Origin of the sequence: Granulicatella sp. 20925_1_45, assembly GCF_041433555.1 — a bacterium.
GTDB lineage: Bacteria > Bacillota > Bacilli > Lactobacillales > Aerococcaceae > Granulicatella.
The window spans coordinates 1-26,365 of record NZ_JAPWBR010000009.1 but is presented as its reverse complement, the minus strand read 5'-3'; the positions used below and the strand labels follow the sequence as shown (position 1 = coordinate 26,365).

At 39.2% G+C, this 26,365-nt stretch carries 21 protein-coding genes, 2 pseudogenes and 1 riboswitch; of the genes and pseudogenes, 21 read left to right on the top strand and 2 right to left on the bottom strand.

What is annotated here, in order from left to right; genetic code table 11:
• Positions 1-102: 102 nt before the first annotated feature.
• The 7 genes and pseudogenes from liaF to O3798_RS04210 all read left to right on the top strand — a co-directional run bounded on the left by liaF (position 103) and on the right by O3798_RS04210 (position 6,399).
• The gene (liaF, locus tag O3798_RS04240; protein WP_371463555.1) at positions 103-837 is read left to right on the top strand and encodes a cell wall-active antibiotics response protein LiaF; all 735 of its coding nucleotides are present in this window, start codon (positions 103-105) and stop codon (positions 835-837) included.
• A complete protein-coding gene (locus O3798_RS04235; protein ID WP_371463553.1) occupies positions 834-1,895 on the top strand; it encodes a sensor histidine kinase in 1,062 nt (353 codons plus the stop codon). Before liaF ends, O3798_RS04235 begins: the two co-directional genes overlap by 4 nt.
• Positions 1,895-2,530, top strand: coding sequence for a response regulator (locus tag O3798_RS04230; protein ID WP_371463551.1), 636 nt, complete (start codon positions 1,895-1,897; stop codon positions 2,528-2,530). Before O3798_RS04235 ends, O3798_RS04230 begins: the two co-directional genes overlap by 1 nt.
• Positions 2,531-2,715: 185 nt before the next feature.
• Positions 2,716-3,408 (top strand): N-acetylmannosamine-6-phosphate 2-epimerase, encoded by a 693-nt coding sequence (locus tag O3798_RS04225; protein ID WP_371463601.1) that lies wholly within the window; start codon positions 2,716-2,718, stop codon positions 3,406-3,408.
• 35 nt (positions 3,409-3,443) lie between these two features.
• Positions 3,444-4,948, top strand: a pseudogene (locus tag O3798_RS04220) (PTS transporter subunit EIIC).
• A gap of 158 nt (positions 4,949-5,106) precedes the next feature.
• Positions 5,107-5,892, top strand: a complete 786-nt coding sequence (locus O3798_RS04215) for a MurR/RpiR family transcriptional regulator (protein ID WP_371463549.1) — start codon at positions 5,107-5,109, stop codon at positions 5,890-5,892.
• A gap of 12 nt (positions 5,893-5,904) precedes the next feature.
• Positions 5,905-6,399 carry a PTS glucose transporter subunit IIA gene (locus tag O3798_RS04210; RefSeq protein ID WP_371463547.1) on the top strand — a complete coding sequence of 165 codons (495 nt, stop codon included), beginning with the start codon at positions 5,905-5,907 and terminating at the stop codon, positions 6,397-6,399.
• A 49-nt stretch (positions 6,400-6,448) separates the two neighbouring features.
• On the opposite strand, the gene lexA is transcribed toward O3798_RS04210, so the two are convergent.
• Positions 6,449-7,072: a transcriptional repressor LexA gene (gene lexA, locus O3798_RS04205; RefSeq protein ID WP_048710956.1), complete on the bottom strand. Its 624-nt coding sequence runs from the start codon at positions 7,070-7,072 to the stop codon at positions 6,449-6,451.
• A 143-nt stretch (positions 7,073-7,215) separates the two neighbouring features.
• Between lexA and O3798_RS04200 the strand changes: the two genes are divergently transcribed.
• The 14 genes and pseudogenes from O3798_RS04200 (at position 7,216) to O3798_RS04135 (ending at position 25,194) form a co-directional block, all read left to right on the top strand.
• Positions 7,216-7,464 (top strand): DUF896 family protein, encoded by a 249-nt coding sequence (locus tag O3798_RS04200; protein WP_371463599.1) that lies wholly within the window; start codon positions 7,216-7,218, stop codon positions 7,462-7,464.
• A gap of 192 nt (positions 7,465-7,656) precedes the next feature.
• Positions 7,657-9,651, top strand: a complete 1,995-nt coding sequence (gene tkt / locus O3798_RS04195) for a transketolase (protein WP_371463545.1) — start codon at positions 7,657-7,659, stop codon at positions 9,649-9,651.
• Between the two features lie 214 nt (positions 9,652-9,865).
• Positions 9,866-10,663: a TIGR00282 family metallophosphoesterase gene (locus O3798_RS04190; RefSeq protein ID WP_371463543.1), complete on the top strand. Its 798-nt coding sequence runs from the start codon at positions 9,866-9,868 to the stop codon at positions 10,661-10,663.
• Between the two features lie 23 nt (positions 10,664-10,686).
• Positions 10,687-13,242, top strand: a complete 2,556-nt coding sequence (mutS, locus tag O3798_RS04185) for a DNA mismatch repair protein MutS (protein WP_371463541.1) — start codon at positions 10,687-10,689, stop codon at positions 13,240-13,242.
• A gap of 3 nt (positions 13,243-13,245) precedes the next feature.
• Positions 13,246-15,156: a DNA mismatch repair endonuclease MutL gene (gene mutL / locus O3798_RS04180; RefSeq protein WP_371463539.1), complete on the top strand. Its 1,911-nt coding sequence runs from the start codon at positions 13,246-13,248 to the stop codon at positions 15,154-15,156.
• Positions 15,157-15,167: 11 nt separating this feature from the next.
• The gene (msrB, locus tag O3798_RS04175) at positions 15,168-15,602 is read left to right on the top strand and encodes a peptide-methionine (R)-S-oxide reductase MsrB (protein WP_285252834.1); all 435 of its coding nucleotides are present in this window, start codon (positions 15,168-15,170) and stop codon (positions 15,600-15,602) included.
• A 391-nt stretch (positions 15,603-15,993) separates the two neighbouring features.
• Positions 15,994-18,363 (top strand): phosphoketolase, encoded by a 2,370-nt coding sequence (locus O3798_RS04170; RefSeq protein WP_371463535.1) that lies wholly within the window; start codon positions 15,994-15,996, stop codon positions 18,361-18,363.
• Positions 18,364-19,032: 669 nt separating this feature from the next.
• A riboswitch (Lysine riboswitch) is annotated at positions 19,033-19,176 on the top strand.
• 152 nt (positions 19,177-19,328) lie between these two features.
• Positions 19,329-21,120 (top strand): annotated as a pseudogene (locus tag O3798_RS04165) (ABC transporter permease subunit).
• Entirely contained in the window at positions 21,117-21,854 is a 738-nt protein-coding gene (locus O3798_RS04160) for an amino acid ABC transporter ATP-binding protein (protein WP_371463533.1), read from the top strand. Before O3798_RS04165 ends, O3798_RS04160 begins: the two are co-directional and overlap by 4 nt.
• Before the next feature lie 87 nt (positions 21,855-21,941).
• Positions 21,942-22,418 (top strand): tRNA (adenosine(37)-N6)-threonylcarbamoyltransferase complex ATPase subunit type 1 TsaE, encoded by a 477-nt coding sequence (gene tsaE / locus O3798_RS04155; protein WP_371463531.1) that lies wholly within the window; start codon positions 21,942-21,944, stop codon positions 22,416-22,418.
• Positions 22,411-22,935: a GNAT family N-acetyltransferase gene (locus O3798_RS04150; RefSeq protein ID WP_371463529.1), complete on the top strand. Its 525-nt coding sequence runs from the start codon at positions 22,411-22,413 to the stop codon at positions 22,933-22,935. The genes tsaE and O3798_RS04150 overlap by 8 nt, the downstream gene beginning before the upstream one ends.
• 15 nt (positions 22,936-22,950) lie before the next feature.
• Positions 22,951-23,649 carry a 5'-methylthioadenosine/adenosylhomocysteine nucleosidase gene (locus O3798_RS04145; protein WP_371463527.1) on the top strand — a complete coding sequence of 233 codons (699 nt, stop codon included), beginning with the start codon at positions 22,951-22,953 and terminating at the stop codon, positions 23,647-23,649.
• A gap of 77 nt (positions 23,650-23,726) precedes the next feature.
• Positions 23,727-24,638: a UDP-N-acetylmuramate dehydrogenase gene (murB, locus tag O3798_RS04140; RefSeq protein WP_371463525.1), complete on the top strand. Its 912-nt coding sequence runs from the start codon at positions 23,727-23,729 to the stop codon at positions 24,636-24,638.
• Positions 24,639-24,654: 16 nt separating this feature from the next.
• Complete coding sequence (locus O3798_RS04135) at positions 24,655-25,194, top strand: ECF-type riboflavin transporter substrate-binding protein (protein WP_371463523.1); 540 nt, start codon at positions 24,655-24,657, stop codon at positions 25,192-25,194.
• 576 nt (positions 25,195-25,770) lie between these two features.
• On the opposite strand, the gene O3798_RS04130 is transcribed toward O3798_RS04135, so the two are convergent.
• The coding region (locus O3798_RS04130) for an IS3 family transposase (RefSeq protein ID WP_371463521.1) at positions 25,771-26,365 on the bottom strand (595 nt) is incomplete at its 5' end.

The following is a 26,365-nucleotide window of genomic DNA, read 5'->3' as shown; positions in this document are numbered from 1 at the left end:
TTTGTTGGATTTCATCCTTAAGTCTGATGGACGAGTTTTGAATTCATGATAGGATTGAACGTGAGAAGATGGTATACTAATACCTGTAATGGAGGTGAGAAGATGAAGAAAATTAAACTAGTACTAATTATTTTATTAATTGGGGTTATTGTATCTGCTTTAGAGATTACATCTAGAATAGGCCTATTCATCTTCTTTTCAATTGGTGTCGTGATTACTCTATCTAGTTTTGTTATTTTTAAACACATTAAATTTTTAAGAAATAGTGGAATGTGCTTTGGAGCATTATTTATTCTCTTACCATTACTTTCGACTTCTGGAATTTGGCTTGGAATGATTGGAGCATTGCTAATAGTACTATTTGATAAAAATGATTTCTCGATTTCTTCCATTTCGGGCTTATTTTCAAAGAGACAGAAGCAAGAGTATATTTTTGTAGATTCGCGTGAAGACACTCCTGAACCTGGCTCAATACATCGTTATGACTGGCTTGGTTCTCAAGTGATAGGAGACGAGCCATACGAATGGAATGACATTAATGCAGGACAATTTGCAGGAGATACGATTATCGATTTAGGGAATACCATTCTACCTGCTAAAGAGAATGTAATCGTGATCCGAAAAGGATTTGGTCGTGTTCGAATTCTTGTTCCGTATGGTGTTGGGGTGATGATTCATCATCATGGCTTTGGTGGACAAGTTGAATTTGAGAATCAAACCTATACACTAAGTAATGAATCGATTCAACTGTATAGTGCAGGTTATAATCGCAGTACGAAACGGGTTAAGATTTATACAACCATCGTCGCTGGGAAGGTTGAGGTGATTGAAGCATGAAGCAACGCCTCTTAAAAAGCTGGATGCTCTATTCAGCAGTGTATAGCTTTGTTAGTACCATTTTCCTATTCCTATTCCGAAAATGGATTCGCTATGAATTAGTAGAGACGCTTAGTATTCAAGAGATTCTTGGGACGATGACGTTGTTTTTGTTATTAATCTTATTACTTGGTTTGATGACAGCTGGTGCAATGATGATTTTGAATCGTCAAGCAGAACGTAAAATGGGTGAGCAATTACTAATGATTCAAAGAGCAAAGTATTCATTAGTAAAAGAAGAACAACAACCCAACTGGATTAATGAAGCAACTGTTGTAGATTTAAATGTCTTTTATGAACAGACAGCGGCTATTTCAGAACGCTTAGAAAACTTATCGCTCGAATTGCAACAATTAGGTAGTAAACCACAGTTCTTAGGGACTGAAACGAAAGAGCAGGTCATTGAACAAGAAAGACGCCGTATCGCTCGTGAATTACATGATTCTGTAAGCCAACAGTTGTTTGCAGCAATGATGATGATTTCTGCGTTAAATGAACGTGCAGACAAGTTCGATGAGAAAGAACAAAAGCAACTGAAGATGATTGAACATGTACTCTCACAAGCGCAAGCGGAGATGAGAGCATTGCTTCTACACTTAAGACCGATTTCACTGGAAAATAAATCATTGAAAGCAGGTATTGAAGGATTACTCGTCGAATTGCAAACGAAAGTACAGATGAAGATTCATTGGGATATCGAAGACGTCCAACTACCAGAAGGGGTCGAGGATCATCTCTTTAGAATCGCACAGGAACTTCTATCGAATACATTGCGTCATTCGCACGCAACCACATTAGAAGTATACTTACGTCAAACAGACTCCAATGTTCTCTTTAAAATAGAAGATAATGGAGTTGGATTTAATACGGAGGAAATTCTTCCAGGAAGCTATGGAATTAATAATATGAAAGAAAGAGTGCAAGGACTCGGTGGACAAGTGAAAATTGTCAGCTTCCCAAATCAAGGGACGACAATTGAAATTAAGATTCCGCTCAGTCGTAACATGGAGGGTGAATAATGATACATGTATTACTAGTAGACGATCATGAGATGGTACGACTTGGTGTGTCTTCTTATCTATCGATGCAAGATGATATTGAAGTGATTGATGAAGCTAAGAATGGTCGTGAAGGTGTTGAGAAAGCACTCGAATTAAAACCAGATATCATTCTAATGGACCTTGTGATGCCAGAGATGGATGGGATTGAAGCGACAAAAGAAATTCTTGAAAAGTGGCCGCAAGCAAAAATCATCATCCTAACAAGCTTTATTGATGATGAGAAAGTCTTTCCTGCTATTAACGCCGGAGCAAAGAGCTATATCTTAAAAACAGCTTCTGCTTCTCAAATAGCAAAAGCCATTCGAGATACATATCAAGGGGATGGGGTATTTGAACCTCAAGTAACGGATAAACTCGTGAACCGTATCCAAATGAAGCAGCAACATTTCTTGCATGAAGATTTAACACAACGTGAATTAGAAGTGTTACTCTTAATCGCTCAAGGAAAATCGAATCAGGAAATCGCTGACGAGTTGTTTATCACATTAAAGACAGTGAAAACGCACGTCTCAAATATTCTCTCGAAATTAGAAGTAGAAGATAGAACGCAAGCAACGATTTACGCGTTCAAACATCAATTGATTAAAATGTAACGAAAAGCCATTCTTGTTCTTGCAAGAGTGGCTTTTTTGATGAAAGTAATTTCGATAAAGGCCTGAGGGAGTCGTATTTTCTACCTTATTCTGAAAGTAGTTACTAAAAATAGAGGTAATATTGAAAATGTTTTCTGAAGTAGATATACTAAAAATGTAAGGGTTTTACTAAAAATAGAAGGAGGCTGTTTATGAGATTACAAGGTCAATTAATTGTATCATGCCAAGCATTGCCGCATGAACCATTACATAGTGATTATATTATGGCTCGTATGGCAGTTGCTGCACAGGAAGGAGGAGCGAAAGGAATTCGTGCCAATTCAGTGATTGACATCAAAGCGATCAAAGAAGCTGTCGACTTACCAGTTATTGGAATTATTAAACGTGATTATGATGATGCCGACGTCTTTATTACCGCTACGATGAAAGAAATTGACGAATTGATGACGGTGAAACCAGAGATTATTGCTCTCGATGCCACTACATCTACTCGTCCAAATGGACAAACACTTGATGATTTCTATCATGAAATCAGAGCAAAATATCCAGAACAATTACTGATGGCAGACTGTTCAACGGTAGAAGAAATGATTCATGCTGATGAACTCGGCTTTGATTTTATTGGAAGTACTTTAGTAGGGTATACAAAACAAAGTAAAGGTCACAAAATTGAAGAAAATGATTTTGAAATATTGAGAACAGTGTTAGCACGAATCAAACACCCACTTATTGCAGAAGGCAATATCGATACACCTGAAAAGGTAAAACGTGTGCTTGAGTTAGGTGCGTATAGTGTCGTTGTAGGTTCAGCGATTACTCGTCCACAACTCATCACGAAAAAATTTGTTGATGCGATTCAACAAGTAGGAAAAGATTAAACATTACTGATTTATAGTTTAAGGGGGAAAACCACATGTTTAAATTTTTACAAAAAATTGGGAAGGCCTTTATGTTGCCGATTGCCATTTTACCGGCAGCAGGTTTGTTATTAGGGATTGGTGGAGCTTTATCCAACCCGGTAACGGTGGCAACATATCCTGTATTAAATAACGATGTATTACAAGCAATCTTTAAAGTAATGAGCCAAGCAGGGGAAGTTATCTTTGCAAACCTTTCACTTCTTCTCTGTGTGGCTTATGTATCGGTTTAGCAAAACGTGACAAAGGGACTGCAGCACTTGCTGGGGTAACTGGTTACTTAGTAATGACTGCGACAATTAAAGCTCTTGTAGGATTATACATGGGTAAAGATGCTTCAATTGATACTGGGGTTATCGGAGCTGTCGTAATTGGTGCAATCGCTGTTTGGTTACATAACCGCTACAACAATATCCAATTACCACAAGTTCTTGGATTCTTCGGTGGTAGCCGTTTTGTTCCAATCGTAACTTCATTTGCATCTATCTTTGTTGGGGCTATCTTCTTCGTAGTATGGCCACCATTCCAACAATTACTAGTTTCAACTGGTGGATATATTTCACAAGCGGGTCCTATTGGTACATTCTTATATGGATTCTTAATGCGTTTATGTGGTGCAGTCGGATTACACCATATGATTTATCCAATGTTCTGGTATACAGAATTAGGTGGAGTGGAAGTCGTAGCTGGTCAAACAATTGCTGGGGCTCAAAAAATCTTCTTTGCTCAATTGGCAGATCCTAACCACGTAGGTCTATTCACTGAAGGAACTCGTTTCTTCGCTGGTCGTTTCTCAACAATGATGTTCGGTCTTCCAGCAGCCTGCTTAGCAATGTATCACTGTGTACCAAAAGCTCGTCGTAAAAAATACGCAGGTTTATTCTTAGGGGTTGCCTTAACTTCATTCATCACTGGTATTACAGAACCAATCGAATTCATGTTCTTATTCGTAAGCCCAGTATTATATGTTATTCATGCATTCCTTGATGGGGTAAGCTTCTTCATCGCAGATATTCTAAATATTTCTATTGGTAATACATTCTCAGGCGGGGTTATCGACTTCACATTATTCGGTATCTTGCAAGGTAACGATAAGACAAACTGGTTATTAGAAATTCCATTTGGACTTATCTGGAGTGGTCTATACTATGTCGTATTCAGATGGTTCATCACTCAATTCAATGTAGCAACTCCAGGACGTATTGAAGATGATATGTTATCAGATGACAAACCAGTTGTTGAAACACGCGACAGCTTGAAACAAGACAGTGTTCGTATTATTGAAGCTCTAGGTGGAGCAGAAAATATTGAAGATGTGGATGCTTGTATCACTCGTCTACGTGTATCTGTAAAAGAGGTCGACAAAGTTAATAAAGCGACATTGAAAGATATCGGAGCTGTAGATGTTCTAGAAGTTAAAGGTGGTATTCAAGCCATTTACGGTGCGAAAGCAATTCTTTACAAGAACAATATTAATGAAATTTTAGGTGTAGACGATTAGTCGTTTAAACTCACTCAAAAGATGGACTAGTCTTAACGATTAGTCCATCTTTTATTTTTTGAAAAAAGGCAAAATCTTTCCCGGAACCTGTGCTATAATGAAAGTAGTAATGCAAAGGGGAAAAGCAGATGTTGTCATTTGAGAAAAAAGTAGCACCGATGATTGAATCGATTTATGATACGTTGACACCGATTGAAAAAACGATTGCGAAATATTTCTTGAGTGTGATTCCGGAAAATGAATCGTTATCCGCACAAGAAGTATCTAAAAGATTATTCGTATCGATTCCGTCCTTAACACGATTTGCTCAAAAGTGTGGCTATAAAGGATATCGACAGTTTATTTATGACTATCAAAAAGGGAAACAAGAAGAGACAAACTTGCATAATGATTTAACCAAAATTGTGTTGGACGATTATGCAGACCTCTTAACGAAATCCTTCTCACTCATCAATGAAGCACAGCTGATTCATGTGTGTGATATGCTCAGTAAGGCTAAGCGCGTGTATATCTACGGACAAGGAAGTTCCGGGTTAGCAGCCCTGGAGATGAAGTTCAGATTTATGCGACTCGGGATGATTTGTGAGGCGATTACGGATTTACATACGATGCTGATGAACCGCGTATTAGTCGATGAAGATTGCCTAGTGATTGGAATAACGGTGTCGGCCAACGAAAGTGTTGTGAATGCCGTGAATATCGCCAAACTTCAAGGAGCGAAAACCGTTCTGATTACCTCTAAGAAGAGCGAAGAGTTGCAACAGGATTGTGACGAATTAGTGCTCATCGCGATGAAGAATGCCTTAGAGCAAGGAACGGCCATTACACCGCAATTCCCAGTTCTTGTCATTGTCGATATTTTATATAGTTACTACAAGGAAATCGATAAGGAACGCAAACGCTCGATTTTCTCAAATACATTACATGCCATTCAACCAGAATAAGGAGACGATAAAATGTTTGGATTTTTTAAAAAGAATCAAGTAGAAAAAGAAGTGCCAGTATTTGCACTAGCAGGAGGAGAAATTGTTCCCATTACACAAGTGAATGATCCAGTCTTTGCAGGCAAAATGATGGGTGACGGATTTGCGGTTATTCCAGCAAGTGGTGTGATTACTTCTCCAGTAAAAGGGGAAGTCGTAAATGTATTCCTAACACTTCACGCTGTAGGCATTCAAACTGCTGGCGGATTAGAAGTGCTTGTTCATATGGGAATCGATACGGTTGAATTAAAAGGCGGGCCTTTTGAAACGACAGTAACGGTTGGCCAAAAGGTGGATGAAAATACAGTATTATCGACTGTGGACTTAGAAGCACTAAAAGAAGCTGGTAAAGATACTGCAATGATGGTGCTCTTTACGAATATGGATAAAGTGGAATCTATTGCGGTAGCTACAGAAGGCTTAGTAGAAGGTAAAGCAGAAGTAGGGAAAGTAACATTAAAAGCTTAATCAAAAAAAAGAATCTCCGCTCGGATTTGAGCGGAGATTTTCATTTGGTTTAGAAAATACGACTGCGGTATAAACTAACTACTTTTCCTAAAATCGTACAGTTCGGTAAGATGATAGGGTCCATTGTGTCGTTTTCTGGCTCTAGGCGCACATGGTCGCTTTCAAGATAGAATCTCTTACAAGTTGCAGTGTCTTCTTCAGTCATCGCAATGACGATTTCACCATTTGAGGCAGTTGATTGTTTACGGACAATGACAGAATCGCCATCGAAGATCCCAGCATTAATCATACTGTCCCCTTTAATACGAAGCATGAATAAATCATCTGCATCGTTTTGTAAGTCTGGTGGGATAGGGAAGAAGTCACTTGCTTCTTCTACAGCGAGAATTGGTTCACCGGCTGTTACCACACCAAGCATTGGAATCGCCGTTGATTTAGCGCCGATTGCTTTGAGTCCAGCCATTGTTAATTCAATGGCACGTGGTTTACTTGGGTCACGTTGAATTAAGCCGTTTTTCTCAAGTCTTGATAAGTGACCATGAACGGTTGAAGTCGAAGAAAGCTGAACGGCGTTACAAATTTCACGCACTGTTGGCGGATAACCGTGCTCTTGAACTTCTTTATAAATAAACTGTAATACATCTAATTGTCTAGAATCTTTTAAATTTGTCATCGGAACATCTCCTTCTTTGAGACTAGTGTAACACACTTTGTAAACAGAAATCAAACAAACGTTCGTATGTAATTCAGATTTTTAGGAAAAAATGTCGTCTCGTGCTACACTAGGAGACGAAGCCAAGGAAAGGAATGACAAAAATGTTATCAGAAGAAAAATTAAACCGTATTAATGAATTAGCGAAAAAGAAAAAAGAAGGAAAATTAACTCCAACGGAAGAAAAAGAACAACAACTTTTACGTCAAGAGTATTTGGAAGCTTTTCGTGGAGGCATGCGTAACCACATCGAAGGATTAAAATTCGTCGATGAAGAAGGAAATGACGTGACTCCAGATAAACTAAAAGCGATTCAAAAAGAAAAAGGATTGCATAACCGAGACGCAGAATAGATGAGAGAAGGCTGAAAATTTCAGCCTTTTTTTGTTACAAAAAATATGTGGAACCCGTGAAGGAAATATGTATTTTGCAAGGGTTTACTATGTTTTATTTATCATAAAAATAACGGTTGCAAAAGCAGTCTTGGATTAGTAAAATAGAAGAGTAAGTTCCGATTAAGGAAAAAATATTTAAGGAGTGATTGTATGTTTGATAAAACCGATCAACTAGCAGTGAATACAATTCGTACATTGAGTATGGATGCGATTCAAGCTGCGAATTCAGGACACCCTGGTCTTCCAATGGGTGCTGCACCAATGGCTTATGTACTTTGGTCTAAATATTTGAAAGTTAACCCAAAACGTTCTAATTGGGTGGATCGCGATCGCTTTGTATTATCAGCAGGTCATGGATCTGCAATGTTATATGCCTTATTACATTTATCAGGCTATGACTTATCGATTGAAGATGTGAAAAATTTCCGCCAACTTGGAAGTAAAACACCTGGACACCCAGAAGTACATGACACTGATGGGGTAGATGCAACAACGGGTCCTCTTGGACAAGGGTTTGCAAATGCTGTTGGGATGGCCATGGCTGAAGCGCACCTTGCTGCGAAATTCAATCGTGAAGGATACCCAGTCGTTGACCACCACACTTATGTCTTATGTGGGGACGGGGACTTAATGGAAGGTATTTCTTACGAAGCAGCATCTTTAGCTGGAACGTTGAAATTAAATAAATTAATCGTGTTATACGATTCGAACGATATTTGTTTAGATGGACCTTTAAATAAAGTATTCACTGAAGATGTGAAGAAACGCTTCAAAGGGTTAGGTTGGAACTATATTCGCGTTGAAGATGGAAACGACTTAGATGAAATCGCTGAAGCTATCGAAGAAGCACAATGCCAAAAAGAAAAACCAACAATTATCGAAGTAAAAACTGTTATTGGTTACGGTGCTCCAAACCAAGGAACTAATAAAGTTCACGGGGCTCCTTTAGGACCTGACGGCATTGCTGCAACGAAAGCAAACTACGGATGGGAATATGGCCCATTTGAAGTGCCAGAAGAAGTGCAACACCGTTTCGATAAATTATTAGTGCAAACAGGCGAAATTGACTACAACGAATGGAAAACTTTATTCGAAGGCTATAGACAAGCATATCCAGAGCTTGCAAAAGAATTCGAAGATAGCTTTGCAGAAAACATTAAAGTAGACTTAGAAAAAGTATTACCTTCATATGAATTTGGTAGCCCAGCAATGGCTTCTCGTGTGACAAGCCAAGCTGCAATTCAAGAATTAGGAAAACATATTCCATTCTTCTGGGGTGGATCTGCGGACCTTTCTTCATCAAACAATACAATGAATAAAGCAGATACAGACTTCTCGCATGAAAATTACGGTGGAAGAAATATCTGGTTTGGGGTTCGTGAGTTTGCGATGGGAGCAGCCATGAACGGTATGTTACTCCATGGTGGTAACCGTGCTTATGGAGGTACATTCTTCGTATTTGCAGATTACTTAAAAGCAGCAATGCGTGTTGCGGCAATCTCTCATTTACCAGCAATCTATGTTTATACACATGACTCAATTGCGGTTGGGGAAGATGGACCGACGCATGAACCAATCGAACAATTAGCAGCGTTCCGTGCAACTCCAAACTTAAACGTGATTCGTCCTGCTGATGGTAACGAAGTATCTGCTGCGTGGAAAGTAGCTGTAGAAGCAAAAAACCGTCCATCAGTATTAGTTTTCTCACGCCAAAACTTACCAGTTCTTGAACACTCACAGGAATTAGCTTATGAAGGTGTGAAACGTGGGGCATATGTGGTTAGCCCACAAAAATGCGATACTCCAGAAGGTATTTTGATTGCGACAGGTTCTGAAGTAGCGCTTGCCATTGAAGCGCAAAAAGTTCTTGCAGAAGAAGGGATTGATGTATCTGTTGTATCAATGCCTTCAATGAATTTATTCGAAGAACAACCAAAAGTATACCGTGAAGCAGTATTACCAAGCGATGTTCGTAAACGTGTAGCCGTTGAAATGGGCGCAAGTTTCGGATGGGGTCAATACGTTGGTTTAGATGGTGCAACTGTGACAATCGACCGCTTTGGATTATCTGGCAACGGAAACAAAGTAATGGAAACATTAGGATTCACTGTAGAAAATGTAGTGAATACATTTAAATCTTTATAAAAATAAGTTAAAATATGAGATTGAAGGCCTGGGTATATCAGGCTTTCAATCTTTTTTTGTTTTTAGGAGAATGTATGAAAGAATTAAAACAGGCATTTACAATTAGTTTACCTATCTGTTAATGGAATGACCTAGTCTAGAGTTGTATCTAGGTATTTTCTAGCCTTATTTTATGGTAAAATAGAGCTACATTGATTTAGAAAGAGGCACTCTTATGAAATTATTATTCGTTGGCGATGTTGTCGGTTCTCTTGGAAGAGAGATGGTCGCACAATATGTTCCAAAATTAAAGAAAAAATATAAACCGCAAATCACCGTGATTAATGGGGAAAATGCTGCCCATGGAAAAGGAATTACGGAGAAGATTTATAAGGAGTTATTGCAGGCTGGTGCAGACGTTGTAACGCTTGGAAATCATGCCTTTGATAACAAAGCGATTTTTGATTTCATTGAAGATGCCACAAAAATGGTACGACCGCTCAATTATCCAGCAGGCGTTCCAGGAAAAGGAATCGTTTATGTAAAATGTAACGATAAAGAAGTGGCCGTCATCAACTTGCAAGGCCGAGTTTTTATGAATACGCTGGACGATCCTTTTGCCAAAATCACCGAGACGGTTGAAGAAGCTAGAAAGAGAACGCCGATTATCTTTATTGACTTCCACGCCGAAGTAACGAGTGAGAAACAAGCATTGTCTTGGTACTTGGACGGGAAAGTATCTGCCGTTATTGGAACACATACGCATGTGCCAACAAATGACGCCCGCGTTCTTCCACAAGGGACAGCCTTCCTTTGTGATGTGGGAATGACAGGTCCGTATAACGGAATTCTCGGGATGGAACGCGATATTATTATTACGAAGTTCCTCAATCAATTACCGGCACGATTCGAAGTAGCTGAAGAAGATGAAGGCCAATTAAGTGCTTGTTTGATTGATATTGACGATAAAACTGGAAAGGCGAAATCGATTCAACCGATTCGCATTACGCCAGATGCACCATTTTTTGAATAAAAAGATTAGAAAGAGAGTCAGAAATGCCACAAAAAACGAAACACACACCGATGATGCAACAGTATTTTTCGATTAAAGAAAAGTATCCGGATTGCTTATTGTTCTATCGACTAGGTGATTTCTATGAATTGTTTTATGATGATGCGATTGAAGCAGCAAGACTTCTCGAAATTACACTTACCAGTCGAAATAAAAATGCAGAGGACCCAATTCCAATGTGTGGGGTTCCTCATCATGCCGCAAAAGAATATATTAAAACGCTGATTGAACTTGGAAAGAAAGTAGCCATCTGTGAGCAATTGGAAGATCCTAAGCTGACAAAGGGAATGGTGAAGCGAGACGTTGTTCAAGTATTGACTCCAGGGACGTATACAGAATACCAAGCGCAAAATCAAAACCATTATTTAGTGTCGATTTTACCGCTTGTTGGGAAACGATTTGCACTGTCGTATGTGGATGTGTCTACAGGGGAATTGAAAGTGACACAACTCGAGAACTTGGAAGAAGTGCGTAGCGAATGCTCAAGCTTGATGAGTCGTGAAGTCGTTCTTGTCGATAGTGATGTAACAGAAGAACTTCGCCATCTCTTTACAAGCATGCAAATCTTAATTTCAACCATTGAAAAAGACCAAATTGACAGCGAAGATTGCACAGAATTAGTCTCAGAATTAGAAGATGAGGCTTCTATCCGATGCGTGCAAAATCTATTAAGCTACTTGAAACTCACTCAAAAGAGAAGTTTCTCGCACTTACAAAAGGCACAAGCGTATCAAAGTGAGTTTTATCTCTCAATGAATTATGAGACAAAACGTAACTTAGAATTAACGACGACCATTCGTGCCAATCAAAAACATGGATCACTGTTCTGGTTCTTAGACGAGACGCAAACAGCCATGGGGGGACGTCTCCTTAAACAATGGCTTGAAAAACCACTTGTATTAGAAGGGGCGATTCAAAAACGCCATGCGTTAGTGGAAACATTGAACCAACATTACTTTGAACGTACAGACTTTATTGAAACATTGAAACGTGTGTATGACTTAGAACGGATTGTTGGGAAAGTGTCATTTGGAACCGCCAATGCGCGTGACCTCTTGCAACTCAAACAAACACTTGGACAAGTGCCAATCTTTAAATCGATTGTAGATAGCTTGGATTCAGGAGAATGGAGTGCTCTTGGAGAAAACTTATTCGACATTCCTGAGTTATATGATTTAATCGACCGTGCCATCGACGAGGATGCACCTCTTACGATTTCAGATGGAAATATTATCCGTTCAGGGTACAACGCAACGCTCGATACGTACCGCGATACGATGAAGCATGGAAAAGAATGGATTGCCGCATTGCAACAACAAGAACGTGAGCAAACAGGCATCAGTTCATTGAAGATTAGTTTCAACAAAGTGTTTGGATACTATATCGAAGTGACCAAATCGAATCTATCGAAACTCGATAGCAGTCGTTATGAGCGTAAACAAACGCTGGCGAATGCGGAACGTTTTATTACGCCTGAATTAAAAGAAAAAGAAACGCTGATTTTAGAAGCGGAAGAAAAATCAAGCGCACTCGAATATCAATTATTCGTTGAAGTGCGTGAACAGGTGAAACACTATACCGCCCAGTTACAACAATTGGCAAAAACGGTCGCAACCATCGACGTCTTACAAGCCTTCAGTGTAGTGAGCGAACGTTATCACTTAGTGAAACCTACAATTTCGATGAAGAACCGTAGACTCTGGATTGAAGATGGTCGCCATCCGGTTGTTGAAAAGGTCATGGGACAATCAACGTATGTGCCAAATAGCATTTCAATGAGTCCAGAGGAACACATTCTTCTCATTACCGGGCCAAACATGTCTGGTAAATCAACTTATATGAGACAATTAGCACTCTGCGTCATCTTAGCGCAAATCGGATGTTTTGTACCTGCCAAGAGTGCAACGATTCCAGTCTTCACGAAAATCTTTACCCGTATTGGAGCTGCCGATGATTTAATTTCTGGCCAAAGTACGTTCATGGTTGAGATGATGGAGACAAACCACGCACTCAGAAACGCAGACGAAACAAGCTTATTGTTGTTTGACGAAATCGGACGTGGAACGGCTACGTATGATGGAATGGCGCTTGCTGAAGCCATCATCACGTATATTCATGAGCATTTAACAGCGAAAGTATTATTCTCAACGCACTATCACGAGTTAACACGACTCAGTGAGAAATATGCAGATTTACGCAATGTGCATGTGGGAGCCGTTGAAGAAAATGGCGAAGTGGTCTTCTTGCATAAAGTTTTAGAAGGACCAGCCGATAAGAGTTACGGGATTCATGTGGCGAAACTTGCTGGGCTACCAACAGAGCTATTGAAAAATGCCAGCACGATTTTAAATCATTTAGAAGCTAAAGGGGCCGCAAGTGAAAATAGCACCTATTTAGAACAAGTATCGCTCTTTGAAGAAGAAACAGAAAGCATGCCTGAATGGGTTCACGAGCTTAAAGGATTAAACTTAATGAGTATGACGCCAATGGATGCAATGAACATCCTGTATAAATGGCAGCAAATGGAAAAGGGTGAGTAGTGTATGGGAACAATTAAAGAATTAAGTACATTACTGACAAACCAGATTGCAGCAGGGGAAGTCATCGAACGTCCTTCGTCTGTGGTAAAGGAATTACTCGAAAACGCGATTGACGCTAAAAGTACTCGTATTGAGATTGAAATCGAAGAGAGTGGCCTTCGCAAAATTCGCATTCAAGATAATGGAATCGGGATGACGAAAGAGGACGCTCGTATGTCGATTAAACGTCATACAACGAGTAAACTCTATTCGCCGGAACAACTCTTTAGAATCCGTACACTCGGGTTTCGTGGAGAAGCCTTGGCGAGTATTACGGCCGTTTCAAAAGTGACGCTGACGACTTCAACCGGAGAAGACAGCGGCGTGGAGTTGAAGATTGAATCTGGTGAAATCAAAGAAGAGAAGACTGTTCCGCCATTAAAAGGAACGACTTTCCTTGTTGAAGATTTATTTTATAACACACCAGCTAGGTTGAAATTCGTTCGGACATTGCAAACGGAATTAGCACATATTACCGATGTCGTGAGTAAGGCGTCTCTTAGCCACCCAGAAATTGCCTTTATTTTAAAAAATGATGGCAATCTGTTACTGCAAACTTCTGGAAAAGGGGATTTGCTGCAAGCAGTCGCTGGAAATATTGGGCCCGTAAATGCGCGTAAGATGTTACCATTTCAAGGGGAAGACGAAGATTTCAAAGTGTCAGGATATACGTCGCTTCCAGAACTCACACGTTCGAACCGCAATTACTTATCGATTTTCATTAATGGACGACCAATCCGCAATATGGCTATCTCAAAGGCCATTACATTAGGATACGGTTCGACATTGATGGTGGGACGATTCCCAATTACGATTATTTCGATTGAAATGGATGTGCAACTCGTCGATGTGAACGTGCATCCAACGAAACAAGAAGTGCGAATCAGTAAAGAGCAAGAACTCTCACAGGTGATTCAAAAGGCGATTAGAGAGGCGATACAAGGCGTACAGCGCATTCCTGAGTCGATTGAAGACTTGTCCTTCAAACGTAAGGAAAATCGCGTAGAGGCTCCAAAACCTGTCCAACAAACATTGGAATGGCAATTGAAGACACCAAGCGTGGAATCTAGTCGCGTAGAAACACCTTCGTTTACTGAAAATGTAAGAGAAGAAGTCGAAGTTCTATCAAACGATGATGCGTCTGTTCAAGTAAGTCAGACAGTTGAACCAGTGGAGCAAGAAGAACTCGTGGATAGCCATGATGACCATGCAGATTACTTGAAGTTGGCAGAGAAAATCGACGCTCAACCCTTCGAGAAAGAGTTCCCAGAATTGCATTATTTTGGACAAATGCATGGGACTTACTTATTTGCACAAAACGAAAAAGGTTTGTATATGATTGACCAACATGCTGCGCAAGAACGAATCAAGTATGAACAGTTTAAAGTGGAAATCGGTCAAGTAGGCCGAGTGAGTCAACCATTGATGGTGCCAATTTTGCTAGAGTTCTCGAAGAAGGACAGCGTGAAGTTGGAAGAACGATTACCTCTTGTAGAGGAGTTTGGAATCGAGATGGAGCCGTTTGGGCAAAATACGTTCCAAATTCAATCGCATCCAGCGTGGATTAAGAAGGGGCAAGAAAAGGCGATTATCGAAGAAATTATCGATTTTATCTTGGCCGATGAAAAGATTACGGTTGCTAAATTAAGAGAAGCGACAGCGATTATGATGAGCTGTAAAGGTTCGATTAAGGCAAACCATCATTTAAGTGAATGGGAAGCACGTCAGTTATTAGTGGATTTAGCCAAATGTAAAAATCCGTATAACTGTCCGCACGGAAGACCTGTACTCGTTCATTTAACGAACAAGGACTTGGAACATCTCTTCAAGAGAATTCAAGATCCACATCAGTCGAAACGACAACAATTTGAATAGGAGAAACCACGATGGAGTTTTCAAAAGAAGAACTAAAAAAACGATTAACAGAAATTCAATATGAAGTGACTCAAAACGAAGCCACAGAAAGACCTTTTTCAGGAGAATATGACGATTTCTATGAAGATGGAATCTATGTAGACATTGTCAGCGGGGAGCCGCTCTTCAGTTCAAAAGACAAATTTGATGCAGGTTGCGGCTGGCCATCATTTTCAAAACCAATTGAAAATACAACGCTAACGGAAAAAGAAGACTTCAAATTGAACCGTAAGAGAACAGAAGTGAGAAGTGGTCAAGCAGATTCTCATTTAGGACACGTCTTCGAAGATGGTCCAAAAGAATTAGGAGGACTACGTTATTGCATCAATTCTGCCTCTCTTCGTTTTATCCCAGTTGCGAAGCTGGAAGAAGAGGGATACGGAGAATTTCTACAATATTTTCAATAAAAATCTTAACAAGCCTTATTGAAATGGAAAAACCGAGGAATTTCACCTCGGTTTTTTTGATCCTATCTGACTTTTTATGAACGTTTTATTGCGGAATGAACATAAAAAATGGTAAAATAGAGTACTCGATGATGAGTTATGATCAATATTCGAGTTGAAATAGTCAAATAAATGTGGTTATGAACGTTTTGGATTAGTAGAAATACGGTCTGAAAACAGGAATATTTCCTAAAGAAAAGTGAATGACATTAAAACGATGACCGTTTTAGTAATTCTTCTTGACAGCCGTTGGTGGGTATGGTAAATACTTGACGGTAAATAAAAGAAGGATTTTTGAAACGCCATTTTCGAATTTCTTTAGAAGCCAAAAACAAGAAGGGAAGACAAATACATGACACAATTTGATACACCAGAATACTTAGCAAAGGTGGATGCTTGGTGGCGTGCAGCGAACTACATTTCAGTAGCTCAAATGTACTTAAAGGATAACCCACTTTTACGTCGTCCAATCCAAAAAGAAGACGTTAAACTTCATCCAATCGGACACTGGGGAACAATCGCAGGACAAAACTTCATTTATGCGCACTTAAACCGTGCCATTAACAAATATGACTTAGATATGTTCTACATTGAAGGACCAGGTCACGGTGGACAAGTAATGGTTTCTAACTCTTACTTAGATGGATCTTACACTGAGTTATACCCACAAATCACTCAAGATGAAGCAGGGTTCAAACAATTATGTAAAATCTTCTCATTCCCTGGAGGAATTGCGTCTCACGCGGCTCCAGAAACTCCTGGTTCAATTCACGAAGGTGGGGAATTAGGTTACTCATTATCACATGCTACAGGTGCAATCTTAGATAATCCAAACGTAATTGCAGCAGCAGTTATCGGTGACGGAGAAGCTGAAACAGGTCCTTTAGCAGCTGGTTGGTTCTCAAACACATTTATCAACCCAGTTAATGATGGTGCAGTTTTACCAATCCTTTACTTAAACGGTGGTAAAATCCACAACCCAACTATTTTAGCTCGTCGTACTGATGAAGAATTAACTCAATTCTTCAACGGTTTAGGATGGGATCCAATCTTTGTTGAAGGAACAGATCCTAAAGAAGTTCACCCATTAATGGCTGCTAAATTAGATGAAGCTATTGAAAAAATCCAAGCAATTCAAAAAGAAGCTCGTTCTAAGAGCGCCCAAGAAGCTACAATGCCACATTGGCCAGTATTAGTAGTACGTACTCCTAAAGGTTGGACAGGTCCAAAAGAATGGAACCACGAACCAATCGAAGGAGGATTCCGTGCTCACCAAGTTCCAATCCCAGTATCTGGTGAAGCTATGGAACACATCGATGCATTAGTTGACTGGTTGAAATCATACCGTCCAGAAGAATTATTCGATGAAAATGGTAAATTAGTAGAAGAAATTGCTGCAATTTCTCCAAAAGGCCCACGTCGTATGAGCATGAACCCAATCACTAACGCAGGGGTTGTAAAACCTATGGAAATTACTGATTGGACTAAACATGCAATCGATACATCTAAACCAGGTGCTATCCAAAAACAAGATATGATCGAATTTGGTCGTTTTGCTGCTGACTTAGTGAAAGCAAACCCAGATAACTTCCGTATTTTCGGACCAGACGAAACGAAATCTAACCGTCTAAACGAAGTCTTCAAAGCAACGAACCGTCAATGGGTTGGTCGTCGTGATGAAAGCTACGATGAATGGATTTCACCAGTCGGTCGTGTCATCGACTCTCAATTATCTGAACACCAAGCTGAAGGATTCCTAGAAGGTTATGTATTAACAGGTCGTCACGGATTCTTCGCATCTTACGAATCATTCTTACGTGTAGTTGACTCAATGATCACTCAACACTTCAAATGGTTACGTAAATCTAAAACTCACGCTCCATGGCGTAAAAACTATCCATCATTAAACTTGATTGCAACATCAACAGTGTTCCAACAAGACCACAATGGATATACTCACCAAGATCCAGGTTTATTAACACACTTAGCTGAGAAAAAACCTGAATTCGTTCGTGAATACTTACCAGCGGATACAAACAGCTTGATGGCTGTTATGGCTGAAGCTTTAAGTTCAGAAGATAAAATTAACTTAATCGTTTCTTCAAAACACCCACGTCCACAATTCTACTCTGTGGAAGAAGCTAAAGAATTAGTGAGCGAAGGTTACAAAGTAATTGATTGGGCTTCAACAGTGAAAGAAGGAGAAGAACCAGACGTAGTAATTGCTGCTGCAGGTACTGAACCTAACTTAGAAGCATTAGCAGGTATTTCAATCTTGCACAAACAATTCCCAGAATTGAAGATTCGCTTCATCAACGTAGTAGATATCTTGAAATTACGTTCTCCAAAAGTGGACCCACGTGGTTTATCTGATGAAGAATTCGATAAATTATTTACTACTGACAAACCAGTGGTATTCTGCTTCCACGGTTATGAAGGTATGATTCGTGACTTATTCTTCGATCGTCACAACCATAACGTTCATATCCACGGATACCGTGAAAACGGAGATATCACAACTCCATTCGATATGCGCGTATTATCTGAAATGGACCGCTTCCACGTTGCTAAAGACGCTGCAGTTGCTGTATACGGCGACAAAGCTAGCGAATTTGCTGCGAAAATGGACGAAACTGTGGAATTCCACCACAGCTACATCCGTGAACACGGGGAAGATATTCCTGAAGTTGTGAACTGGCAATGGGAAAACGTGAATAAATAATTCATCTAACAGGGTGCCTCAGAAATGAGGCACTCTTTTTGTGCTTAGAAAAAGATATTTTATAAATGATTACTTCGGAACCTTCGGTTTCTTTTATAATCGCTGTAGTGGGGTACCGGTTCGAGCCTGAAGTCTCTCACCTTCAAAGCCTCAAAGTAGGAGTATGGAATAAATTCCTAACTCCTACTAATTCGCATTTGATACGATTCCCCACCACTGCGATTATAGAAACTCGAAGTTCCTTCGTAATCATTTATTTTTTAGTGCAGAAAAATGATCATTTCTAAGGCAACCTGGTAGTGGAGGAGGAAAGGAGAAAGTAATTACTCCAAATCCTTACGGATTTTTTTATAATAGCTGTAATGTTGTACCGGCTCGAGCCTCTATGAGTCTCTCACCTTTGGGAGTAAGACAGAAGAAAAAATAGGACTCACAGTGTGAGTCCTATTTTCTTCGTAGTCTTACCCCCGCAAGGCTGATTAGGATAAAGCAAATCACGAGTGATGAGGCTTTATCCAATCAGCTACTGCGTATAAGTATGTAAGCGAGTCTCGTTTGAAATATAATATTAATTATATTTTTGTTAGTCATTTTCAAAAAAATGAAAATATATGTGTTGACTTTCAAGAAAATGTATGTTAATTTATTTTCATCAATTAAATCAAATGGTTATTGAACTGAGGTGCGAATGACAAGAGTACAGGAAACTGGAAAGGGGATTTCGCCGAAACGTGAAAACGTTGGGGGCTGGTCATAATAGGTCAGTCACTGTCATGATATCTGCCCAGATACTCATGAAGTGCAATCAATTACCGGGCAAAAGAATGACTACTTATGACTTTTTATGGGGAATCACGGCTTTTGTTCGTGGTTCCTTTTTTGTGTGTTATGAGAGAACCAGTTTGATAATCGAGAAGGAGAGAAAGAAAATGAAAAAAATTTTAGGCGCAATTGCAGCTTTAGCAATGACAGTAGGTTTAGCAGCGTGTGGAACACCTGTTAGCCAAGGGACAGCAAACCAAAACCAATTAGTGGTTGGGATGGAAGCAGGTTACCCACCATTTAACTGGACTCAAAAAGATGACTCAAACGGTGCTGTGAAAATTCAAGGAACTGACCAATATGCTGGCGGTTACGACGTTGAAATCGCAAAACGTGTAGCTAAACAATTAGGAAAAGAATTAGTAATTGTAAAAACTGAGTGGGATGGCTTAACACCAGCGCTTGTTTCAGGTAAAATAGATGCAATCATTGCTGGTATGAGTCCTACAGAAGAACGTAAAGCAACAATCGACTTTACAGATTCTTACTACGATTCACAATTAGTATTAGTGGTTAAAAAAGGTTCTAAATACGCAAACGCTACTTCATTAGCAGATTTTTCTGGTGCGAAAGTAACAGCTCAATTAAATACTTTCCACTACTCAGTGATCGATCAAATTCCAGGCGTTGACAAACAAGCTGCTATGGATAACTTCCCAGCAATGCGTGTAGCACTTCAAGCAGGAACAATCGACGCTTACGTTTCTGAATTACCAGAAGCAATTTCTGCTCAAGCAGCAAACAGCGACTTCGTAATGGTTAAATTAACAGATGGCTTCAAAGCATCACCAGAAGACACACAAACAGCTGTTGGTGTTAAAAAAGATAGCCCATTAACAAAAGAAATCAACGAAGCATTAAAAACAATCTCTAGCGAAGAACGTCAACAAATCATGCAAGACGCAATTAAAAATCAACCTGCAGCGGAATAGGCAGAAAGACAGAAGCTAATAAAAATCTCACAGTGCGAGATTTTTATGCTTCGTAGTCTTTCGTCCGCAAAGTTTATTAGACTTTCTTGAATCGTAAGCGATGAAAAGAAAGTCAATAAACCACTGCGCCAAGGCAATCGCATAATATAGAAAACAAACATAACACACCGCCACCTCATGTGGCGTATACATACACAAAATACAGAAAGTAGGAAAATAAATGAGTATTGATTGGATTGTAAAAATCATTCAACAGAACTGGCAAATGTTTTTAACAGGTGCTTGGATTACACTATATATTTCGATTATTGGTACAATTATTGGGACATTAATCGGGATGTTCATCGGATTTGTTAAAACAATTCCACTACCAGAAAAAGGACCTAAACGTATTCTCTTAAAAATTGCAGTCATCATTTTAAACTGCTATACAGAATTCTTCCGTGGAACACCAATGATCGTACAAGCGATGGTTATTTACTACGGAACAGCCTTAATGTTTGGTATCAATTTAGATGTGACATTCGCTGCAATTTTCATCGTATCAATTAACACAGGGGCTTATATGTCAGAAATCGTTCGTGGTGGAATTATCTCTATCGACCAAGGACAATTTGAAGCCAGCCAAGCTATCGGGATGACGCACTGGCAAACAATGCGCTATGTTGTTTTCCCACAAGTACTCCGTAACATCCTTCCAGCAGTAGGGAACGAGTTCGTTATCAACATCAAAGATACTTCTGTATTGAACGTAATTTCAGTTTCAGAATTGTACTTTGCGACAAAAACAGTTGCGGGACAAAACTTCCGTTACTTTGATACATTCTTTGTCACATTAATTCTTTACTTCATTATGACATTCACAGTGACTCGTATTTTACGTTACTTCGAGCGTAAATTAGATGGTCCAGATAACTATGAAGTGATTTATTCAGATCCATTAAACTCAAACTCAATGTCAGCAGTCGAAGAAAAAACTAGACAGAAAGGAAATACAAAATGAGCGAAGCAGTAATTTCCATTCAAAATTTAAGTAAAACATTCGGGAACAATGAAGTTCTTAAAGATATTTCTTTTGAAGTCAAACAAGGTGAAGTAGTAACGATTATCGGATCAAGTGGTTCTGGTAAATCAACACTTTTACGCTGCGTCAACTTGTTAGAAACACCAACTTCAGGGGAAATTTACTACAATGGTCAAAACATTCTTGAGCATGAAAAAAGTATTTACGAATACCGTACTCACGTAGGAATGGTGTTCCAACAGTTCAACTTATTTAACAACTTAAACGTGTTAGAGAACTGTATCGTTGGACCAATGAAAGTGTTGAAAAAATCAAAAGAGGAAGCCGAAAAAATCGCAAAAGAATTCCTTGAAAAAGTAGGAATGGCTGCGTACATCAATGCAAAACCTCGTCAATTATCAGGTGGTCAAAAACAACGTGTAGCCATCGCGCGTGCATTATCGATGCAACCAGATGTATTGCTTTTCGACGAACCAACTTCAGCACTTGACCCAGAAATGGTAAACGAAGTGTTAGAAACAATGAAAAGCTTAGCGCACACAGGGCTAACAATGATCGTTGTTACACACGAAATGGGATTTGCCAAAGAAGTTAGCGACCGTGTTGTCTTTATGGATAAAGGAGTTATCGCAGAAGAAGGCACTCCAGAACAAATCTTTGAAAACCCACAAGTAGACCGTACGAAAGAATTTTTAGGACGCGTTCTAAAATAAGCGAAATATGCTATAATGAGCTAAGACAGTTTGTCTTGGCTCTTTTTTTATGCCAGACAACAGAACCAAGTTTGAAGGAGTAGCATCATGTTTGAAGTACATACATCATCACAAGAGGAGACAATGGCGCTAGGGCAACATCTAGGTGAAGCGTTATTTGAAAATAGCTGCGTGATTCTCGAAGGAGATTTAGGCGCTGGAAAGACGACTCTTACAAAAGGGATTGCCCTTGGTTTAGGGATCGACCGTGTCATTAAGAGCCCAACGTATACATTGATTCGCGAGTACCGTAAAGGCCGCTTACCGCTATTTCATATGGATATGTATCGTATTGAAGAAAGTGGTGGCGCAAGCGAAGTTGGCCTTGAAGAGTACTTCTATGCGGGTGGTGTGTGCGTCGTTGAATGGGCGCAGTATATCGAAGATGAACTTCCTTCGACATTCTTAAAGATTCAAATCGACCGTGTAGGAGACGGAGAGTCTGAACGTGTGATTCGTTTAGTCCCACACGGAAAAGAGTACGAAGAATTTATCAACAAATTGGAGGAGGCAACAGATGAGTAAAGAACGAGAAATTACATTTGCACTTCCAGAAAAAGACGATGCTAAAGCGTTATTAGATTATAGTAAAAAAGTAGGTAGTGAAACGGATTTTCTTTCCTTTGGACCAGAAGGGTTGAAGTATTCTGTGGCTCAAGAAGAGTTGTTTATTGAATCGCTCTACGAGAATGAAAATCAATATATGTTACTAGCAAAAGATGGAGATGCCATTATTGCCGTCGGTTCGATTGCTGGCAGCCTGCATCCTAAATTCTCACACCGTGGTGAATTAGGAATTAGCGTATTGAAGTCCTACTGGGGTCAAGGTATAGCGACCGTAATGATGGAAGAAATGTTGGATTGGGTGGCAGAATACTCAACGCTTGGTCGTGTTGAACTTGAGGTCGTAGCTGTGAATAAGAAAGCACGCCGACTTTATGAGAAGTGTGGATTTGAAGAAGAAGGTCGTCTTAAAAACGGTGTAAAAATCGGTGACGGATACGAAGATATCATCTTGATGGCGAGACAGATCGAACGATAATAATGAGGTGAAAGAATGAAATTTGGAATTATTGCGGCAATGGAAGAAGAAAAACGTATGCTCGAAGAAGAGATGACGATTGAAAAGAGAACAACCGTTGCCAACTGGAAATTTATCGAAGGAACACTTGAAGGGCAGTCGATTGTCCTTGTCCAATCAGGAATCGGGAAAGTCATGTCCGCACTCGCTACAGGAATCTTAATCGACCGCTTCGGAGTAGACTTGGTCATTAATACGGGTTCTGCTGGTGGTTTTGGCACAACTCTAGAAATCGGAGATATTGTCATTGGAACAGAACTTGCGTATTGTGATGCTGACGTCACAGCCTTTAATTACGTTTACGGGCAAATGCCGGGCATGCCAGCACGTTTTGCAATGAACCAAGACTTTTTACCGTCCATTGAACAAGCGATTGCTAAGGTGGATTTAAAGAGCCATACGGGCCTTATCGTTTCTTCAGATAGCTTTATTCATACTAGTGAGCAAAGAACACATATTTTAAAACACTTCCCAGATGTGATGGCTTCGGAAATGGAAGGGGCAGCAATTGCGCAAGCGTGTCACGCGTTTGGAGTGCCGTTTATCGTGATTCGTGCCATTTCAGATATTCCAGAACGCGGAACATCTGCCGTTGATTTTGATACGTTTATCGTTCAAGCTGGAAAACGATCAGCTCAAATGGTCCATCAACTATTACAAGAATGGGATGCATAAGGAAGACTACTTCCTAATAGTTGACGGAATCGTGTTAGAATAGTAGTATTAAAAGGATTACGAATAAGGAGAAGAATATGGATTATACTGTATTTTCAACAGAGTTTCCGGATGTGAAAGTTTTTTACAACGAACCACTTAAAAATTATACATTTACAAAAACAGGTGGCCGTGCTGCCATTTTGATTTTTCCAAAAGATAAAAAAGAAGCAAGCGCAGTGATGCATTGGCTTCGCGAAAAAGATATTCCAACGACGATTTTAGGAAACGCCTCGAATGTCATTATTAAAGATGGCGGAATTAGCGGTGCTGTGATTATGTTAAACGATATGTCTCATTTAACCGTATCGGGTACGCAAATCGTTGCTGAAGGCGGAGTAGCCTTAATTGATGTCTCAAAAGAAGCTGCTAAAAATGGATTAACAGGCTTAGAATTTGCTTGTGGCATTCCAGGAAGTGTCGGCGGAGCGATTTTCATGAACGCTGGGGCTTACGGCGGTGAAGTGAGTGAAGTCGTTGAGTACGTGGAAGTGATTACTCCAGATGGGGAATTCAAAACTTACACAAATGAAGACTTAAATTTCAGTTACCGTCATAGCCATGTTCAAAAAACAGGGGACCTTGTGATTGAAGTTGGATTCCGACTCAAAGAGGGCGTTCAAGAAGAGATTGACCAAAAAGTAGCGGAATTAACTCATTTACGTGAAAGCAAACAACCGCTTGAGTATCCGTCTTGTGGGAGCGTGTTTAAACGTCCAGAGGGGCATTTTACAGGAAAACTAATCCAAGACGCTGGACTTCAAGGACATCAAATCGGTGGCGTGCAAGTCTCTAAAAAGCATGCTGGATTCATGGTGAATATTAATAACGGAACAGCAACGGACTATATGGATTTAATCCGTTATGTTCAAAAAGTGATTTTAGAAAAAGAAGGCGTTGCGCTTGAACCAGAAGTACGTATTATTGGAGAAGAGCCAACATCGAAATAGGCAAAGGAGGGGTATTGTGAAAGACGGACTGTTTAAAACAATTCTCTATACCATTATTGGGATTGGAATTATGACAATGATAATGACATTAACGTCGATTACAACACCATTTGAGGGAGTATATATTCAATTCGCATATGGCTACCTTGCACTCTTTGCAGGTGTTGCTGGCGCTATTCCAGCGGCCATTGTCGGTTTTACTGGGCATGTATTATTTGATTTAATCTATACGGATCACTTGTGGCTTTCTTGGGCGCTAAGTTCAGGAGCATTAGGTTTCGTATTTGGCTTTGCGATTCGTCGCAACAGCTTACGTCAAGGAGTCTTTTCACAGCACGATATGGTACGATTTAATGTGGTGCAAGCAGCCGTAAATATTGCCATTTTTGGATTGATTGCGCCAACGTTAGATGTATTGTTCTACCACCAATCGACAACGATTGTATTTACGCAAGGCTGGATTGCAAGTGTCATCAACTTATTGACAGTAGCAATCTTTGGAACGATTTCGTTGAAGCTATATGCAAAATATAAATTAAAACAAAATAAACAGTAGAATTTAATTTTTTTGGACTCTTTGTCAAATAGGGTTGATAAAGAATCTTAGAAGGGATTAAGCAACTAACTATTGCTTAATTCCTTTTTTTGCTTGCTAAAATTTGATGCGAATCAAGACAATTTTTTTCGTTTTTTTTATAGTTTACATACTATATATGGAAAAATGTAGATTGGTAGCCACAAAATAGCTTCAAAAAATTGAAAATAATTTTTCTACAAAAACCGAGAATAATTCCTACTGATGTACTTTTCGTATATATATCTTATTGATTCGTATATAAAATATCTAAGTATCCTTAATCTGATAATGCTTTAGGATTCAGAGGAAAAACGCTCATAAGAATGGAGTATTCATCGTTATTTTAAATTAAATCAATAAGAAGCCCATTTTTTAATACTAATATTATATATTTACAAAAGACGTTATTCATTATTTGAATAGCGTTTTTTTAGTACAAATTTTTTCTGTAAAAAAGTAAAAAGTAACATATATGCTACAGTGAAGTGCACCCTGTCAAGTAGACAGGAAAATAATTAAAGTGTATGACGAGTTCATAAGAACTCGTCTTTTTATTTATGCTGGGATTTTTAACCCCATTGATAAAGTAATTCTTTTCTTATTATAGAACTGGATATACTCCTCAACTTTCTTGAAAAGAGATTCATAGGTTTTAAAATGATACAAACGATATACTTCTTCCTTTAACGTCCCCCAGAATGCTTCAATTGGTCCATTATCGATACATCTTCCAGGACGGGACATACTATGTGTTATTTGTCCTTTCTCTATAAAGTGCTTAAAGAAATGAGAAGTATATTGGAATCCTCGATCACTATGAATCATTGTTTTTGTGGGAATTATCTTCCTTTTTATTTGATTAAAAGTATCTTTAACGATTTGATTATTGTTTTGCTTAGATATTTGATATGCAACTATTTTCTTTGTGCCATAATCTAAAACAGCACTTAAATAAGCTTTGTCTCCCTTTCCATACTTCAATTCAGTGATATCCGTTAATAGTAGAGCCATTGGCTCATATTCTTTCTTAAATTCTCGATTTAAAATATTAGCTGCAGTGTATTCTTCAGTGTTCGGTTTATAACGATAACGTTTTTTTCGTATAACTGCCTTTAATCCCATTAGTTTCATAAGACGCTGAATACATTTA

Coding starts and splice junctions, on each gene's coding strand:
- O3798_RS04150 (WP_371463529.1), top strand. CDS start 22,411: ATGAGTAAAGAACGAGAAATTACATTTGCACTTCCAGAAAAAGACGAT.
- msrB (WP_285252834.1), top strand. CDS start 15,168: ATGGAGTTTTCAAAAGAAGAACTAAAAAAACGATTAACAGAAATTCAA.
- O3798_RS04160 (WP_371463533.1), top strand. CDS start 21,117: ATGAGCGAAGCAGTAATTTCCATTCAAAATTTAAGTAAAACATTCGGG.
- O3798_RS04200 (WP_371463599.1), top strand. CDS start 7,216: ATGTTATCAGAAGAAAAATTAAACCGTATTAATGAATTAGCGAAAAAG.
- O3798_RS04190 (WP_371463543.1), top strand. CDS start 9,866: ATGAAATTATTATTCGTTGGCGATGTTGTCGGTTCTCTTGGAAGAGAG.
- liaF (WP_371463555.1), top strand. CDS start 103: ATGAAGAAAATTAAACTAGTACTAATTATTTTATTAATTGGGGTTATT.
- murB (WP_371463525.1), top strand. CDS start 23,727: ATGGATTATACTGTATTTTCAACAGAGTTTCCGGATGTGAAAGTTTTT.
- O3798_RS04170 (WP_371463535.1), top strand. CDS start 15,994: ATGACACAATTTGATACACCAGAATACTTAGCAAAGGTGGATGCTTGG.
- lexA (WP_048710956.1), bottom strand. CDS start 7,072: ATGACAAATTTAAAAGATTCTAGACAATTAGATGTATTACAGTTTATT.
- O3798_RS04145 (WP_371463527.1), top strand. CDS start 22,951: ATGAAATTTGGAATTATTGCGGCAATGGAAGAAGAAAAACGTATGCTC.
- mutS (WP_371463541.1), top strand. CDS start 10,687: ATGCCACAAAAAACGAAACACACACCGATGATGCAACAGTATTTTTCG.
- O3798_RS04210 (WP_371463547.1), top strand. CDS start 5,905: ATGTTTGGATTTTTTAAAAAGAATCAAGTAGAAAAAGAAGTGCCAGTA.
- tkt (WP_371463545.1), top strand. CDS start 7,657: ATGTTTGATAAAACCGATCAACTAGCAGTGAATACAATTCGTACATTG.
- mutL (WP_371463539.1), top strand. CDS start 13,246: ATGGGAACAATTAAAGAATTAAGTACATTACTGACAAACCAGATTGCA.
- O3798_RS04235 (WP_371463553.1), top strand. CDS start 834: ATGAAGCAACGCCTCTTAAAAAGCTGGATGCTCTATTCAGCAGTGTAT.
- tsaE (WP_371463531.1), top strand. CDS start 21,942: ATGTTTGAAGTACATACATCATCACAAGAGGAGACAATGGCGCTAGGG.
- O3798_RS04230 (WP_371463551.1), top strand. CDS start 1,895: ATGATACATGTATTACTAGTAGACGATCATGAGATGGTACGACTTGGT.
- O3798_RS04215 (WP_371463549.1), top strand. CDS start 5,107: ATGATTGAATCGATTTATGATACGTTGACACCGATTGAAAAAACGATT.